At 69.1% G+C, this 15946-nt stretch carries 13 protein-coding genes and 4 tRNA genes; 12 read left to right on the top strand and 5 right to left on the bottom strand.

The annotated features are described in order from the left end of the window. Nucleotides 1-146: 146 nt before the first annotated feature. The 4 genes from pstS (at nt 147) to pstB (ending at nt 4090) form a co-directional block, all read left to right on the top strand. A complete protein-coding gene (pstS, locus tag G6R20_RS17195; protein ID WP_205475948.1) occupies nt 147-1253 on the top strand; it encodes a phosphate ABC transporter substrate-binding protein PstS in 1107 nt (368 codons plus the stop codon). A gap of 77 nt (nt 1254-1330) precedes the next feature. Beyond that, nucleotides 1331-2383 carry a phosphate ABC transporter permease subunit PstC gene (gene pstC / locus G6R20_RS17190; protein ID WP_163377128.1) on the top strand — a complete coding sequence of 351 codons (1053 nt, stop codon included), beginning with the start codon at nt 1331-1333 and terminating at the stop codon, nt 2381-2383. Then, a complete protein-coding gene (gene pstA / locus G6R20_RS17185; protein WP_163377127.1) occupies nt 2383-3297 on the top strand; it encodes a phosphate ABC transporter permease PstA in 915 nt (304 codons plus the stop codon). Before pstC ends, pstA begins: the two co-directional genes overlap by 1 nt. Nucleotides 3298-3313: 16 nt before the next feature. Beyond that, nucleotides 3314-4090: a phosphate ABC transporter ATP-binding protein PstB gene (pstB, locus tag G6R20_RS17180; protein WP_067712029.1), complete on the top strand. Its 777-nt coding sequence runs from the start codon at nt 3314-3316 to the stop codon at nt 4088-4090. Between the two features lie 95 nt (nt 4091-4185). Here the strand turns inward: pstB and phoU are convergent, their stop codons facing one another. The 3 genes from phoU to G6R20_RS17165 form a co-directional block, all read right to left on the bottom strand. Beyond that, entirely contained in the window at nt 4186-4968 is a 783-nt protein-coding gene (gene phoU / locus G6R20_RS17175) for a phosphate signaling complex protein PhoU (protein ID WP_067712032.1), read from the bottom strand. A 77-nt stretch (nt 4969-5045) separates the two neighbouring features. Further along, nucleotides 5046-6224, bottom strand: a complete 1179-nt coding sequence (gene dusB / locus G6R20_RS17170) for a tRNA dihydrouridine synthase DusB (RefSeq protein WP_163377126.1) — start codon at nt 6222-6224, stop codon at nt 5046-5048. A gap of 61 nt (nt 6225-6285) precedes the next feature. Then, nucleotides 6286-6361 (bottom strand) — tRNA-Lys (locus tag G6R20_RS17165). Between the two features lie 103 nt (nt 6362-6464). Here G6R20_RS17165 and G6R20_RS17160 point away from each other — a divergent pair. From G6R20_RS17160 to G6R20_RS17130, 7 genes are all read left to right on the top strand, one after another. Next, nucleotides 6465-6537 (top strand) — tRNA-Glu (locus tag G6R20_RS17160). A gap of 163 nt (nt 6538-6700) precedes the next feature. Then, a tRNA-Asp gene (locus G6R20_RS17155) sits at nt 6701-6777 on the top strand. Nucleotides 6778-6826: 49 nt separating this feature from the next. After that, nucleotides 6827-6900: transfer RNA gene (locus G6R20_RS17150), tRNA-Phe, on the top strand. 87 nt (nt 6901-6987) lie between these two features. Then, a complete protein-coding gene (locus tag G6R20_RS17145; protein ID WP_163377125.1) occupies nt 6988-10245 on the top strand; it encodes an arabinosyltransferase domain-containing protein in 3258 nt (1085 codons plus the stop codon). Between the two features lie 85 nt (nt 10246-10330). Beyond that, the gene (locus tag G6R20_RS17140) at nt 10331-11116 is read left to right on the top strand and encodes an enoyl-CoA hydratase (RefSeq protein WP_163377124.1); all 786 of its coding nucleotides are present in this window, start codon (nt 10331-10333) and stop codon (nt 11114-11116) included. Then, a complete protein-coding gene (locus tag G6R20_RS17135; protein ID WP_163377123.1) occupies nt 11104-12381 on the top strand; it encodes a GTP-binding protein in 1278 nt (425 codons plus the stop codon). The genes G6R20_RS17140 and G6R20_RS17135 overlap by 13 nt, the downstream gene beginning before the upstream one ends. A gap of 182 nt (nt 12382-12563) precedes the next feature. Next, nucleotides 12564-13448 carry a LuxR C-terminal-related transcriptional regulator gene (locus tag G6R20_RS17130; RefSeq protein WP_132063991.1) on the top strand — a complete coding sequence of 295 codons (885 nt, stop codon included), beginning with the start codon at nt 12564-12566 and terminating at the stop codon, nt 13446-13448. 30 nt (nt 13449-13478) lie between these two features. Here the strand turns inward: G6R20_RS17130 and G6R20_RS17125 are convergent, their stop codons facing one another. Continuing rightward, nucleotides 13479-14084 (bottom strand): cob(I)yrinic acid a,c-diamide adenosyltransferase, encoded by a 606-nt coding sequence (locus tag G6R20_RS17125; RefSeq protein WP_067712052.1) that lies wholly within the window; start codon nt 14082-14084, stop codon nt 13479-13481. Between the two features lie 72 nt (nt 14085-14156). Here G6R20_RS17125 and murA point away from each other — a divergent pair, with 72 nt between their 5' ends. Then, a complete protein-coding gene (murA, locus tag G6R20_RS17120) occupies nt 14157-15440 on the top strand; it encodes a UDP-N-acetylglucosamine 1-carboxyvinyltransferase (RefSeq protein ID WP_120284445.1) in 1284 nt (427 codons plus the stop codon). A 302-nt stretch (nt 15441-15742) separates the two neighbouring features. Here murA and G6R20_RS18560 read toward each other — a convergent pair. Continuing rightward, nucleotides 15743-15946 (bottom strand): hypothetical protein (locus G6R20_RS18560; RefSeq protein ID WP_205475946.1); only part of this gene is annotated, 204 nt, incomplete at its 5' end.

The following is a 15946-nucleotide window of genomic DNA, read 5'->3' as shown; positions in this document are numbered from 1 at the left end:
GGGTTCACCTACGTCCTCGGCGTTGTTCACGTCCGCACCCTAGGTTCTCTCCACGTCGGATCGGCGCGTCCCGGTCCGGCCCTGCGACCCAGTCGCCGACAACGTGACCCGGTGGAGGTCTCCACCGGATGAACCAAGGAGATTCTGTGGACCTCAAGCGCACCGGTGCCCTGCTCGGGCTGGCCGCCCTGACGACGGCCGGACTGGCCGCCTGCTCCGACGACAACGCGGGGACCAACGACACCGCCCAGAACGTCGCGGGCGTCGAGTGCGAGGGGAAGCCCAACCTCAATGCCTCGGGATCCTCGGCGCAGAACAACGCCATGACGATCTTCGCCAACTCCTACGCCACGAGTTGTGAGGGACAGACCATCGACTACAACTCCAACGGCTCCGGCGCCGGCGTGAAAGAGTTCATCGGTGGACAGACCGACTTCGGCGGTTCCGACTCGGCGCTGAAGGCGGACGAGTACCCCCAGGCCGAGCAGCGCTGTGAGAGCCCCGCGTGGAACCTTCCGGCGGTCTTCGGTCCGATCGCGGTGGCCTACAACCTCGACGGGGTCGAGCTCAGCCTGTCGGGCTCCACCATCGCCCAGATCTTCAACGGCGAGATCACCACGTGGAACGACCCGGCCATCGCCGCGGAGAACGAGGGAGTGGAGCTCCCCGAGCAGGACATCACCGTGATCTTCCGCTCCGACGAGTCGGGTACGACCGACAACTTCCAGAAGTACCTCGTGGCCGCGTCCGACGGCGCGTGGACCCAGGAGGCCGGCAAGACGTTCAACGGCGGCGTCGGCGAGGGCGCCAAGGGCAACGAGGGTGTCTCGGCCGCGATCGGCCAGACCCCGGGGACCATCACCTACACCGAGTGGTCCTACGCCAAGAACCAGGGCCTGTCGATGGTCAAGGTCATCACGCCGGCGGACGCCGAGGGCGTGGAGCTCAACGCCGAGACCGCGGGCACGACCATCGACTCCGCCAAGCTGCAGAACGAGGGGACCAACGACCTGGTGATCGACACCTCGTCCTTCTACGTCCCGGAGGCCGCGGGGGCCTACCCGATCCTCATGCCGACCTACGAAATCGTCTGCTCCGAGTACCCCGACGCCGAGACCGCTGCTGCGGTCAAGGCCTTCCTGAACGTCGCCGTCTCCGAGTCCGTGCAGGGTGAGCTCGAGGGCGAGGGTTACATTCCGGTTCCCGACGCCTTCCGTGGCAAGCTGACTGACGCGATCGACGCGATCAAGTGATAGCCCGGTCGCCGTCCCCGTCCGCGGACGGGGACGTCGACCGACCTCATACAGACCCCCGGAAGACTGAAGGTCCCATGACTGTGCACGACTCCGTCGAACGAGACGTCGACAAGACCGCCGGCCGCCGCGGTGAATGGTCGGAGGACGACCACCCGGGGGCCGGGGGCCGGCAAGACGGCCCACGGGGCCTGCTCACCAACGGGTCGTCCCGGAACATCGACTCCGTCTTCCGGTCGGTCACGGTCGCGGCGGGCGCGATCATCGTCGGGCTCATCGCGCTGATCGGCATCGTGCTGGTCCTCCAGGCGGTGCCCTCCATCCTCGAGGACCAGGTCAACTTCTTCACCAGTTCCGAGTGGAACACGACCGATCCCGACAACCTGAGGTTCGGCATCCTCGACCTGTTGAAGGTCACGGTCCTGAGCTCGGTCTTCGCACTGCTGCTCGCGGTGCCCGTCGCGATCGGGATCGCGACGTTCCTCGTCCAGTACGCGCCACCCCGGATCTCCCGGGCGCTGTCGGCGGTGATCGACCTGCTGGCGGCCGTCCCGTCGATCGTGTACGGGATGTGGGGACTCATCGTCCTCGGCCCCTGGATCACCCCCTTCGCCACCTGGCTCAACGAGAACCTGGGGTGGTTCTTCCTCTTCGCCGACGGGAACGTCTCGATCGCCGGAGGCGGGACCATCTTCACCGCGGGCATCGTGCTCGCGATCATGATCCTCCCGATCATCACCTCGATGTCCCGCGAGACGATCCGTCAGACCCCGTCGTTGCACCAGGAGGCCGCTCTGGCACTCGGCGCGACGAAGTGGGAGAAGATCCGGATGACGTGCTTCCCCTACGCCAAATCGGGCATGATCGCCGGGTCGATGCTCGCCCTCGGCAGAGCGCTCGGTGAGACGGTGGCGGTGCTCATCATCCTCCGTGCCTCGAGCTCGGCCAGCGGCCTCTCCCTGTTCGACGGGGGCTTCACGTTCGCGTCGAAGATCGCTTCCGGGTCCGCGGAATTCAACAACCCGATGTCGACCGGGGCCTACATCGCCGCCGGGCTCGTGCTCTTCCTCCTCACGTTCATCGTCAATCTCATCGCGCGCTCGGTGTCCGGTGGAAAGGTCAACGGCTGATGTCCCAGGTAACCCCCGACCTCGCACGACCGGCCAAGCCGTCCGAGACCTTCCTCCCCGTCTCCGGTGGGCGGAAGGCGAAGAACTCCGTGGCGACGGTCGTGTTCACCCTGTCGTTCATCATCGCGGTGATCCCGTTGATCGCGCTGCTCTACAAGGTGGTCTCCGCGGGGGCCGAGGCGATCATCAACCCGAACTGGTGGACGAACTCGCTCTTCCTGGTATCGCCGTCGTCGCTCGCGGGCGGCGTCGGTCACGCCATCTACGGCAGCCTCATCCAGGCGCTCATCGCGGCCGTCATCTCGATCCCTCTGGGCATCGCCGCCGGCATCATGCTCGTGGAGTACCCCGACTCCACGCTGGCGCGACCCACCACCCTCATGGTGGACGTCCTCGCCGGCATCCCCTCGGTGGTCGCGGCGATCTTCATCTTCGGCATCTGGATCACGATGCTGCAGTTCGAGTTGAGCGCCTTCGCTGTGGGACTCGCGTTGGTCCTGCTCATGATCCCGCTGATCGTCCGCTCCACCGAGGAGATGCTCAAGCTCGTCCCGGATGAGTTGCGTGAAGCCTCGTACGCGTTGGGGGTGCCCAAGTGGAAGACCATCACCAGCGTGGTCATCCCCACCGCGCTGTCGGGGATGATCTCGGGCATCTTCCTGGCGCTCGCCCGGGTGATGGGGGAGACCGCGCCCGTGCTGATCCTGGTGGGGTACACCGCGAGCTACAACTACGACCTCTTCCAGGGCAACATGGCCTCGCTGCCACTGCTGATCTACAACCAGTTGTCCAACCCCAACGACGCCGGTCAGTACCGCATCTGGGGCGCGGCCCTCACGCTCATCCTCATCATTGCGCTCGCGAACGTTCTCGCGGCGTTCGCTTCCAAGGCGCTCGCGCCGAAGACCAAGTAAGGACACATCGGTTCAGATGGCAAAGCGACTCGACCTCGAGAACGTCGATATCTTCTACGGTGACTTCCACGCGGTGAAGGACGTCGACCTCCACGTCCCGCCCCGGTCCGTGACCGCGTTCATCGGCCCTTCCGGATGTGGCAAGTCCACCGTCCTGCGCTCCCTCAACCGGATGCACGAGGAGATCGCCGGGGCCTACGTCAAGGGCTCCATCAAGCTCGACGGTGTGGACATCTACGACAAGAAGATCGACCCCGTCGCCGTCCGGCGGACCATCGGGATGGTCTTCCAGCGCCCCAACCCGTTCCCCACGATGTCGATCAAGGAGAACGTGGTCGCGGGGCTCAGGCTCCAGGGCGTCAAGAACAAGAAGACCCTCGACGAGGTCGCCGAGAAGTCGCTGCGCGGTGCGAATCTCTGGAACGAGGTGAAGGACCGCCTCGACAAGCCCGGTGGTGGGCTCTCCGGCGGCCAGCAGCAGCGTCTGTGCATCGCCCGCGCGATCGCCATCGAGCCGCAGGTACTCCTGATGGATGAACCCTGTTCCGCGCTCGACCCGATCTCGACACTGGCCGTGGAGGACCTCATCGCCGAGCTCAAGAACGAGTTCACGATCGTGATCGTCACCCACAACATGCAGCAGGCCGCCCGCGTGTCCGATCAGACCGCGTTCTTCTCCCTCGAGGCCACTGGCATGCCGGGTCAACTGGTCGAGGTCAACTCCACGGAGAAGATCTTCTCCAACCCGGACAACAAGCAGACCGAGGACTACGTGTCCGGCCGTTTCGGCTGACCCGTCCCGGCGCTCACACGGACGTCACTGCCCCGGTACAGGCCTCGAGGCCGGCACCGGGGCAGTGACGTTCCCCCACGTCAGGTCGCGGTGTGTCAAGAGTCCCCGGCGGTGCCGTCCCGGCCCGTGGCCTCGTGGCGGGCGATGCGCTCCTTGAAGGTCCGGTCCGTCTCGTTGAACTGGCGCACCAGTTCCTCGCTGGAGGGGGACGGGCGCTCGGGGTCGTCCTCGGGGACGGTGGCGTACTCGCCGGTCGCCAGGAAGATCACGCGCTGGGCGACCTCTACGGCGTGGTCGGCGAAGCGCTCGTAGTACCTGCCCAGGAGGGTGACGTCGACCGCGCAGGCGACGCCCCACTTCCACTCCCGGACGGTGAGCAGGGTGAACAGATGGCGCCGGAGGTCGTCGACGGCATCATCCTGCCGTGCCAGCGTGGCCGCCTGCTCGGCATCACGGTTGAGGAGGACCTCGGTGGCGGAGCGCCCCAGTGAGACCGCCACCCGGCCCATCTCGGCGAGGTAGCCGTTGACGGGCTCCGGCAGGACCGGCTCGGGATGGCGACGGCGGACGATCTTGGCGACGTGTCCGGCGAGGGTGCCCATCCGGACGAGGTCCTGCACGAGCTGGATCGACGTGACCACCTGTCGCAGGTCCCGCGCGACGGGCGCCTGGAGGGCGAGCAGGGCGAAACCCCGCTCCTCGTTCTCGGTCGCCAGCCTGGACATCTCCGTCGCGGACTCCAGGACCTTCTCCGCGGCGACGAGGTCGACCTGGAGCAGGGCGTGGGTCGCCAGCTCCATGTCATCGGTCGCGAGGGAGCACATCCGGGCCATGGACGTGGCCAGGCCCGCGAGTTCTTCGGAGTAGACAAGACGCATGTTGCCAGAATACGCGCATGTCAGGGCGGTCACCGCCGGTGCGGTGAACGACCGGTGAACATTCGTCCGCGGTGGGCTCAGCCGCCCGAGTTCTCGGCGTCCGCGCCCTCGAGCGCGGTGGCGTCGTCTTCCGGGTCATCGAGCCAGCCCTCGGGCAGCAGCACCTTGGAGGGGGAGCCCTGACGCCCCCGCGGTCCGTACCCGTCGGCAGGGAAGGGCTCGTCGGCGGGAAGGTCCGCGAGCAGCTCGGCCAGGTCGTCCAGGCTGCGGACGGCGGACAGGCCGACCCGTTTCTGCGATCCGGCCGGGAAGCCCCGGAGGTACCACGCGACGTGCTTGCGGATGTCGCGCATCCCCTTGTCCTCGCCGTGGTGCTGCGCGAGGAGTTCGCCGTGGCGGTACATGATGCGCGCGACCTCGCCCAGCGCGGGCGGGGTCGGCGCCTCACGACCGTCCAACCGTGCGGCCAGTTCGGAGAAGAGCCACGGACGGCCGAGGCAACCGCGGCCGATCACCACGCCCGCGCAGCCGGTCTGTTCACGCATCCGCACGGCGTCCTCGGCGGAGAAGATGTCGCCGTTCCCCAGCACCGGCACATCCGAGACCGCCCCGACGTGCTCGACGAGCCGGGAGATCTGCGACCAGTCCGCCTCCCCGGAGTACCGCTGGGCGGCCGTCCGCGCGTGGAGCGCGACGGCCTGCGCGCCCTCCTCGACGGCGATGCGGCCGGCGTCGAGATGGGTGTGGTGGGCGTCGTCGATGCCGACGCGCATCTTCACCGTCACCGGGATGTCGGTGCCCTCGGTGGCGCGGACCGCCGCGGCGACGATCGAGCGGAACAACCGGCGCTTGTAGGGGATGGCGGACCCGCCACCGCGTCTGGTGACCTTGGGCACGGGGCACCCGAAGTTGATGTCGATGTGATCGGCCAGGTCCTCGTCGACGATCATCTTGGCGGCCGCGTAGGTGTACTCGGCGTCGACCGTGTACAGCTGCAGACTGCGCGGCGACTCGTCCGGGGCGAAGGTGGCCATGTGCAGCGTCCCGGGCTGGCGTTCCACCAGGGCGCGGGCGGTGACCATCTCGCAGACGTACAGGCCGGACACCGAGCCCTGCTGGTCACGCTCGATCTCGCGGCAGAGCGTGCGGAACGCGACGTTGGTGACCCCGGCCATCGGCGCCAGGACGACGGGGGACGCGAGCTCCAGGGGGCCGATGCGCAGTGCGGGGGCCGCGGCGGCGGTGGGTGCGGACATGACCCCGATTCTCCCAGCGGGGCGCGAGCAGGTCCAATGGGCCCGCGCGCCGGGCGGTACATGGTGCCCCCAGTCGGGCTCGAACCGACGACCTGCGGATTAAAAGTCCGTAGCTCTACCAACTGAGCTATAGGGGCGACGGTCACGATACCGTCCTCGTGTGCGGTTGGTTTATCCGCCCGGTGGGCGGTGCCCTACACTGGACCCCGCTGCGGACCGGGGCACCCGGACGTGGCGTAGGCCCCCTTCGTTTAGCGGCCTAGGACACCGGCCTTTCACGCCGGCAGCGCGGGTTCGAATCCCGTAGGGGGTACACATGGTCGAGGTCCCGGTCACCGTCAGGTGGCCGGGACCTCGTGCATTCATGGCACGCGTGCTTCTGTCGCGACCCTGACGTGCTCGGATACGGCTGGCAGGGGGCCGATTTGCGCAAAGGTCGGGCGGTCCACTAATGTTCTTTCTCGTGCGAAGAGCACGGCCCTGTGGCGCAGTTGGTTAGCGCGCCGCCCTGTCACGGCGGAGGTCGCGGGTTCGAGTCCCGTCAGGGTCGCCAGAGACATACCGGCGCATTCGGTGTTCACCGGGTGCGCCGGTGGTCTTAGGGCCAGGTAGCTCAGTTGGTACGAGCGTCCGCCTGAAAAGCGGAAGGTCGTCGGTTCGATCCCGACTCTGGCCACAACACCGACGAACGCGTCGGAGGGAACCCCCTCCGGCGCGTTCGTCGTTTCGGGGAACGTCCTCCCCTCGTTATAGCGTGGACGCCATGCCATCGACTGCCGCCGAGGTCCCTGACGTGCCGGAAAAGTCCCGTAGGGGACCTCGGTGGGGGATCGTCGCCGCCGTCAGCGGACTCGTCGGCATCCTGCTCGCGATCATCGTGCCGCTGCTGCCGGTCACGCAGACCACCTCCACCGTCAGCTGGCCCGAGGCGGGCACCCTCGAGCCGGTCACCGCGCCGCTCGTCGCGTACTACCCGCTCGACCTCACCGTCGAGGTGCCGTGCACGGCCGTCGGGCAGTTGCCCGACGGCCGCGAGGACGGCGTGCTGGTCTCGACCGCGCCCCGCGAGGCGGGGGAGAACGCGGCGGCCCGCGCGCTCATGGTGTCCGTGGCCGGCCCCGACGTGGAGGTCCGCAGCCGCAACGCGCTCGTCGCCTCCGCGCCCACCGACGCGGTCGCCGCGCCCGGCGCGTGCTCCACGATCCGCGTCACGGCCGACTCCGGCTCGATCGGTGCCGAGTTCGTCGGCCTGGAGATCGACGGGCAGGGCGTCGGGGGCCGGATCGACGCGGACCTCCGTCCACAGGTGGTCGGGGTGTTCACCGACCTGGAGGGCGCGGCACCGGAGGGCATGGCCGTCGACATCACGGTCGACTCGCGCTACACCACGCAGGCGACCGCCATCAAGCAGATCGCGATCGTCGTGGGCATCCTCGCGATCCTCGTGGCACTCGTCGCGTTGCACCGGCTCGACCTGCGGGACGGGCGGACCGCGCGACGCGTCCTCCCACCGGGCTGGTGGAAACCGCGTCCGCTGGACCTGCTGGTCGTGGCGACGCTCCTGGTGTGGCACGTCATCGGGGCCAACACCGCCGACGACGGCTACATCCTCACCGAGGCGCGCGCTGCCGTCTCCAGCGGCTACATGCCCGAGGTGTTCCGCTACTACGGGGCTCCGTACGCGCCGTTCGGCATGCCGTACTACCTCTACACAGCGATGAGCGCCATCTCGCTGGGCAGCGTCTGGCTCCGACTGCCCGCGCTGCTGCTCGGCATCGCCTCGTGGATCCTGCTGTCCCGGGAGGTCATCCCGAGGCTCGGCATCGCCGCCCGCCGCGCCGCGGCCGTGCGGTGGAGCACCGCCGCGGTCTTCCTCGCGTTCTGGCTCACCTACAACAACGGCCTCCGGCCCGAACCGATCATCGCCTTCGGTGTCCTGGCCACCTGGGTCTCGCTCGAGCGGGCCCTCGCGACGGGACGGCTGCTACCCGCGGCGACCGGGTTCATCATCGGTGGGCTCACCCTGTCCGCAGCGCCCACGGGAACGTTCTGCATCGCGGTCATCCTCGCCGCGTCCAGGCCACTACTGCTGCTCGTCATCCGGCGCGCGAAGCGCGACGGCTGGGTACCGACCGTCGCGCCGCTGCTGGCCGCCGGACTGGGCGTGCTGCACCTGATCTTCCTCGACCAGCCGCTGGTCACCACGCTGCAGTCGTCGGCGCTGCTCGGGGATGTCGGCCCCTCGGGCAGCTGGTACGAGGAGGTGTGGCGCTACGAATGGCTGATGAACCCCACCCCGGACGGCTCGCTGGCCCGCCGTTTCGGTGTACTCGCCATGCTCCTGTCCCTCATCACCTGCGCGGCGATCCTGTTCCGTAAGGGCCGGATCCCCGGGGTGTCCGTGGGCCCCGCCCGCCGCATCGTGGGATTGGCGGCCATCTCGATCGCGTTCATGGCGCTCAACCCCACCAAGTGGACCCACCACTTCGGCGCCTTCGCCACCATCGGCGCGGCGCTGGCGGCACTGGTGACCATGGCGGTCCTCCCGGCGGCGACCAGGTCACTGCGCAACCGCATGCTCTTCCTCGCCGGTGTCCTGTTCGTGCTGGCGCTGAGTTTCACCTCCACCAACGGCTGGTGGTACATCTCCATCTACGGCATCCCGTGGGGCGGCACCCAGCCGACCATCGCCGGGATCACCCTGTACTCCGTGTTCCTCGGGCTGATGCTCGTGGCACTCCTCGCCGCCCTGGTCCTGCACTACCGGGAGCCGTTCATGACGCGCACCGGGCAGGAGCGGGACGGTGGCGACCGCGGACCCCTGCTCCGGTTCGCCCGTGAGGTCTCCCACGCCCCACTCGGGCTGGCCGCGGCCCTCGTCGTCGTCGTCATCGTCGCCTCCATGGCCGCAGCGGTCCGCAACCAGTACCCCGCGTACTCGGTGGGTCTGCAGAACCTCCGCGCGCTCTCCGGCGAGCCGTGCGGCATCGCCGATGTCGTGCTCGCCGAGCCCGACGCCAACGCCGGCCTGCTCGCCCCCGTCGGCGAGCCCCGGGACCAACTCGAGGCCGGCGGCGAGGCGGTCGTGTTCGACCCCGACGGGATCCCGACCGACCTCACCGCCACGCAGGCGGCCGATACCGACACCCCCGGCACCGGCGAGGGCTCCGACACCACGTCGACCACCGCCGGCACCGAGGGCGGCGTGCGCATCGGGGAGGGCATCAACGGCAGCCACGCAGTCCTGCCGTTCGGACTCGACCCCGCCCGCGTGCCGGTCCTCGGCAGCCACCAGTCGGGTGCGCAGTTCAACGCGGAGACGACCACCAACTGGTACCGGCTCCCCGAGGGGGAGGGGGAGAACGGCCAGAAGAGGGAGGACCCGCTCGTCACGATCGGCGTGGCCGGGTCCTTCGCTCCCGACGCGGTGCTCGTCGAGTATTCCACCGGCGGCGGGGAGTTCGAGGTGGCGGGCTCGGTCCTGCCGATCGACATCGGGCCGGCTCCGTCCTGGCGCAACCTGCGCGTACCGACGGACACCCTGCCCGCCGACGCCTCGGCCATCCGGTTGGTCGTGCGCGACCTCGACCCGGACCCGTCGCGGTGGATCGCGTTCACCCCGCCGCGCATGCCGGAGCTGGTCACCATGCAGCAACTGGTCGGCGACTCGAGGCCGGTGCTGCCGGACTGGGCGGTCGCGTTCCACACCCCGTGCCTGCGCCCGTTCGACGAGTACGCCGGCGTCCACGAACTGCCCGAGTACCGCGTCCTGCCCGATCGGGGACTGGCCGTGAGCTCCACCAACACGTGGCAGGCGTGGGACGGCGGTGGCCCCATCGGGTTCATCGAGTTGCTGCTCGAGGGCGAGACGGTGCCGACCTACCTCGAACACGACTGGGACCGCGACTGGGGATCGCTCGTGCGGTACACCCCGCTCGTGCCCGAGGCGCGCGAGGCGACCGTCACCCACGACCAGGCCGTACGGTCGGGACTGTGGAACGGTGGGCCGCTCGCGCGGTGACCGGCTAGCATCGGCCCCGGAGCTATTACAAGGACTTCCAAGTAATGGCGCACAGGCACCTGACGACGACAGACTGGAGACACGCATGTCCGTGACGGAGAAGCAGTTCGAGAACATCCTGGTCGAGCAGACCGACCGGGTCGCGACCATCACGCTCAACCGCCCCAAGGCGCTCAACGCGCTGTCCAGCGGCATGGAGAAGGAGGTCGTCGAGGCCGTCGAGGCGTTGGACGGCGATCCCGGGGTCGGGTGCATCGTCATCACCGGGTCGGACAAGGCCTTCGCGGCCGGCGCCGACATCAAGGAAATGAAGGACAAGAACTACCCGGGCATCTACCTCGAGCGGTTCTTCCACGACTGGAAGCGCCTCACCGCCGCGCGCACGCCGATCATCGCCGCCGTGTCCGGTTTCGCCCTGGGCGGCGGCTGCGAGCTGGCGATGATGTGCGACATGATCATCGCCGGCGACAACGCCAAGTTCGGCCAGCCCGAGATCACCCTCGGCGTCATCCCCGGCATGGGCGGTTCGCAGCGCCTCACCCGTGCGGTGGGCAAGGCCAAGGCCATGGACCTGTGCCTGACCGGCCGCCAGATGGACGCCGACGAGGCCGAGCGCTCCGGCCTGGTCGCGCGCGTCGTCCCCGCGGCCGAGCTGCTCGACGAGACCATGAAGGTCGCCACCACGATCGCCTCCATGAGCAAGACCACGGCCATCGTCGCGAAGCAGGCGGTCAACCGCTCCTTCGAGACCACTCTCGAGGAGGGCCTGCTCGCCGAGCAGAACGCCTTCTACGCGCTGTTCGCCACGGAGGACCAGACCGAGGGCATGTCCGCGTTCGCGGAGAAGCGGAAGCCCGAGTGGCGTCGCTGAACGACGGACTGAGGCACGGGCACCTCGCCGGGGGCGGTGGGCGCGATGACGCGCACCGCGCCCCCGGCGAGCCCCTGCCCGTCCTGGTCTTGACCGGCTACCTGGGCGCCGGCAAGACCACGCTGCTCAACCACCTGCTGTCCGGCACACCGGGGCTGCGCATCGCCGCGATCGTCAACGACTTCGGCGAGATCGACGTGGACGCCACCGCCGTCGCCGGGCGGGTGGACTCCATGGTCTCGCTCGCCAACGGCTGCGTGTGCTGCGAGGTCGACGCCGGTGAGCTCGGCGAGACCCTCACCCGGCTCGCGGGTCCCGAGCTGGGCCTGGATTTCGCGGTCATCGAGGCCAGTGGCCTGGCCGAGCCGCCCGTCCTGTCGCGGATGGTCCACGACGTGCCGCGGCACGTGGCGCGCCATGCGGGGATGGTCCAGGTCGTCGACGCCGAGGGCCTCGATGACGCCATGACGCGACATCCGCGACTCGCGGCGCACCTGGCGGAGGCCGACCTCGTCGTCGTCAACAAGTGCGACCTCATCACCCGCGAGCGGTTCGGCGAGCTCCGGGCGACGATCCGCACCCACGCCCCGCGCGTGGCCGTGCTCCCGGCGGTCCGCGCCGCGGTCCCGGCCGGGTTGCTCCTGGACATGGCCCCCGACGGCGCACCGACCGCCGCGCCCGCCGCGACGTCCGGCGGCAGCCACCGGAACGGCGAGCACGGACGCCACGAGCACGGACACGGCGGGCACGGACACCACGAGCACGGACACCACGAGCACGGACACCACGAGCACGGACACCTGCATGACGGCTACACGGCCGTCACCGTGACGCCGGCCGGTCCCCTGCACCCGCGCCGCTTCCTCACCGCGGTCTCGGCGCCGCCGGCCGGCGCCTACCGCGCCAAGGGCACGTTGACCCTGGCAGGCGCGGACGGCCCCCGCCGCTACGAGGTGGCTCTGGTGGGTCGCCGGTTGGAGCTGCGCGCCGGGGGAGAGGGGCCGGAGGGTCTGGTGGTGATCGGCGTGGAGATGGACGACGACGAGGTGGTCCGCTTCCTCGACGAGACCGTGCTGGACACCGGGGAGACGGTTGACGCCTCGGCCATGCTGGGCCTGCACCCGTACCTCGTCGGCGACCCGGACTCCAGCGACGTCGAGGAATGGATCTACGACGAACAGCGCGCGGCGCCCGTCACCGGGGTCGCCGCGATGTTGGCCGACCCCGAGGATCCGGAGGCATTCGATCCAGCTTTCACCCCCTGACCGCGGTGCGGGGACGAAGCTGCGGCCGGTACCCCCGACGACCTGACGCCTCTCTCATGTTCTGGTTCGGCGTCACCCCGACCACGTGCGTATAGTGGCGCTGACGACGCCGAAGTGTCGCACCGGCAGGGGGGCCAACCCGCCCGCGGCGGGGGTGCTGCACGGACGAGGGAGGAGACCTCGTGGACGAGGACAACACCGGCCACGGCCCGAGCGGCGCCGGGGACGCCCAGCGACGCAAGCGTGACCTCGCCTCGGTGCGTAGCGCGATCGCGGCGCTGCGGGAGGCCACGGGGATCCCCGTGACGATCGGTGGTGTCGTCGGGGAGGGCCACACGTTGGTCCTGTCCGAGTCCCTCGGGATGCGGACCTCGGCGATGAAGGACCTCAAGGTCCACTACGGGGCGGGCGTGGGCGGTCGGGTCATGGCCACCGGCAAGCCGGTCGGCGTGGCGGACTACCCGCGGGCCGGGGTCATCACCCACGAGTACGACCTGCCGGTGCTCTCCGAGGGGCTGCGGTCGATGGCCGCGATCCCCGTCGTGGTGGGCAAGGACGTACGCGCGGTGATCTACGCCGGTGTCCACTCCTCGGTCAGGTTCGGCGAGAAGGTCCTCAACCAGATGGCGGCCACCGCCCGTGCCCTGGAACAGGAGATCGCGGTCAACGACGCACTGGCGGCCCGCGGCGCCGCCCCGGTCGGGCCCGGCTCCGGCGAGGGCCGGTGGGACGACGTGCTGTCCAACGAGCGGATGCGCGAGACCCACGCCCGCCTGCGGATGCTCGCCTCACGCACCGAGGACCCGGACGTCCGCGCGGAGCTCGAACGCATCTGTGCCGAGATGGTCTCCCCGCCGCCCGAGATGCCCACCGCGCGGTTGTCCCGCCGCGAACTCGACGTGCTGGCGTGCGTAGCCCAGGGCAAGACCAACATCGAGACCGCCGTCGACATGGGCATCGGTGCCGAGACGGTGAAGAGCTACCTGCGGTCGGTGATGCGGAAACTCGACGCGCACACCCGGTTCGAGGCGGTCAACGCAGCACGCCGCATGGGCGCGCTGCCCTGACCCGCACCGCTCCGGCCGGTCGCGGTCCGGTCAGCCGCGCTCCGTCCGCTGAGCTCCGGTCAGCCGCGCTCCCCCGCCGGGCACCCACAGGACGTCGCCCTCCGGGTTCGCGACCCGGCCCAGGACGAACAGCAAATCCGACAGCCGGTTCAGGTACTTCGCCGGCAGGACCGAGGTCGTCTCCGGATGGGCCTCGACGGCCGCCCATGCCGAACGCTCCGCCCGTCGGGTGACGGTACGGGCGACGTGCAGGTACGCACCCCCCGGGGTCCCGCCCGGCAAAATGAACGACGTCAGGTCCGGCACCTCGGCGTTGAACTGGTCGATCCAGCTCTCGAGGCGATCGATATAGGGCTGCTCGATGCGCAGCGGCGGGTACTTGGGGTCCTCGACCTCCGGCGTCGACAGGTCCGCGCCGGCGTCGAAGAGGTCGTTCTGCACGGTCCGCAGTACCGCGACGACACGGTCGTCCAGGCCTCCGAGCGTCACGGCCACGCCGATCGCCGCGTTGGCCTCGTCGCAGTCCGCGTACGCCACCAGTCGGGGATCGTTCTTGCTCACGCGCGAGAAATCGGAGAGGCCCGTGGACCCGTCGTCGCCGGTCCGGGTATAGATCTTGGTCAGGTGAACAGCCATGTCGGCCAACCTACGCTGCCGCGGGGCCGCGGCTGGAGCGGATCCCTCCCTCCTCTCGCCTAGGGTGGAACCGTGAGCGCTAATCCCACGTCCCGCGAGGAGAGCTTCCTCGTCCGCGGCGGTACCCGACTGTCCGGCGAGATCTCCGTATCAGGCGCCAAGAACAGCGTGCTCAAGCTGATGGCGGTGGCGCTCATGGCCGAGGGGCGGACGACGCTGACCAATTGCCCGACGATCTCCGACGTCCCCGCGATGGCCGATGTGCTGCGCCACCTCGGGTGCACGGTCGAGGTCTCCGGCGACACCGTCGTGATCGACACCCCGGCTGAGTTGGGGCACGTGGCCGATGACAAAGCGGCCCAGCGCCTGCGCGCATCGGTGTGCATCCTGGGACCACTGGTCGGCCGCCATCATCGCGCCGTGATCGCGATGCCCGGCGGAGACGCGATCGGAAGCCGTCCCCTCAACTGGCACCAGAACGGACTCAACCGGCTCGGCGCCCGCACCCGCATGGACCACGGCCGACTCGTCGCCGACGCGACCGAGCTCCGGGGCGCGGACTACGAGTTGAGCTTCCCGTCCGTCGGCGCGACCGAGACCTTCGTGACCGCGGCGGTCCTGGCGGAGGGCACCTCGGTTCTCAAGAACGCCGCGCGCGAGCCGGAGATCGTCGACATCTGCGACCTGCTCAACGAGATGGGGGCACAGATCAGCGGCGCGGGGACGAGCACGATCACCATCCGCGGCGTCGATGAGCTGACGCCGGTCAGTCACCGGGTGGTCGGGGACCGGATCGTCGCGGCCACCTGGGCCATGGGTGCGGTGATGACCCGGGGCGACGTCACCGTCACCGGCATCGACCCCATGTTCATCCATGTGGTGCTGGAGAACCTGCGCGCGGTGGGTGCCGACGTCGAGACCGGGCCCGACTGGATCCGGGTCGCCCAGGAGGGCCGGCCGCGGGCCCGGGACATCCGGACCCTGCCCTTCCCCGGTTTCCCCACCGACCTCCAGCCGATGGCGATCGCACTCGCCTCCGTGTCCGAGGGGGTGTCGGTGGTGACCGAGAACCTCTTCGAGGCACGGTTCCGGTTCGTCGAGGAGATGGTCCGCATGGGCGTCACCGCCGAGACCGACGGTCACCACGCCAAGATCGTCGGCCGCGAGCGCCTGGACTCCGCGACGGTCTGGGCGAGCGACATCCGCGCCGGGGCCGGGCTCGTGTTGGCCGGCATGTGCGCGGACGACGTCACCGAGGTCTGCGAGGTCTTCCACATCGACCGGGGATACTCCGACTTCGTCGGGAACGTCCGGTCCCTCGGCGGCGAGATCGAGCGAGTGCCCACCCATCGTTGAGGTCGACGGGGCGGAGATCGGGCACGCAACGCCGAAACCGCCTCTGACCAGGCGATTAGTACTTTCGCCGCGGCCCGTGTAACTTTATCGGAGCCGCCAGGGAGCGGGCCGGAGCCGAGAGGCGAGGGCCTGGTTCGGGTGGTGGGAAAGTGCGGGTGTCCGGTTCTCCTGGTTTGACTGGGGCGGGCGGGTCACCTACGCTGGAGAAGTTGCCCCGAGCGGGTGGCGGATTGCAGTGACTACCCCGCGAGCTGGTTGTCTTCGGATGACTGGGGAGTGGTGTGTGGGTGTTGTTTGAGAACTCAACAGTGTGTTTTGTTTGTGATAGTGCCAAATTTTTTGTTTGGTTGCGACCCTTTCACATCCCTGTCGTGGGGGTCGCGTTTTTGTTTGAACAGCCAGTTTTTGGTTTGTTTTTGCTTGGATTGTGCTTTTCGTAGTGCTGAGAAGCTTTTATGGAGAGTTTGATCCTGGCTCAGGACGAACGCTGGCGGCGTGCTTAACAC

It is taken from the genome of Dietzia sp. Alg238-R159 (assembly GCF_900537145.1).
Lineage (GTDB): Bacteria > Actinomycetota > Actinomycetes > Mycobacteriales > Mycobacteriaceae > Dietzia > Dietzia kunjamensis.
Note: the sequence above shows the minus strand (reverse complement) of the source record. Positions and strands in the feature narration are given on the sequence as shown.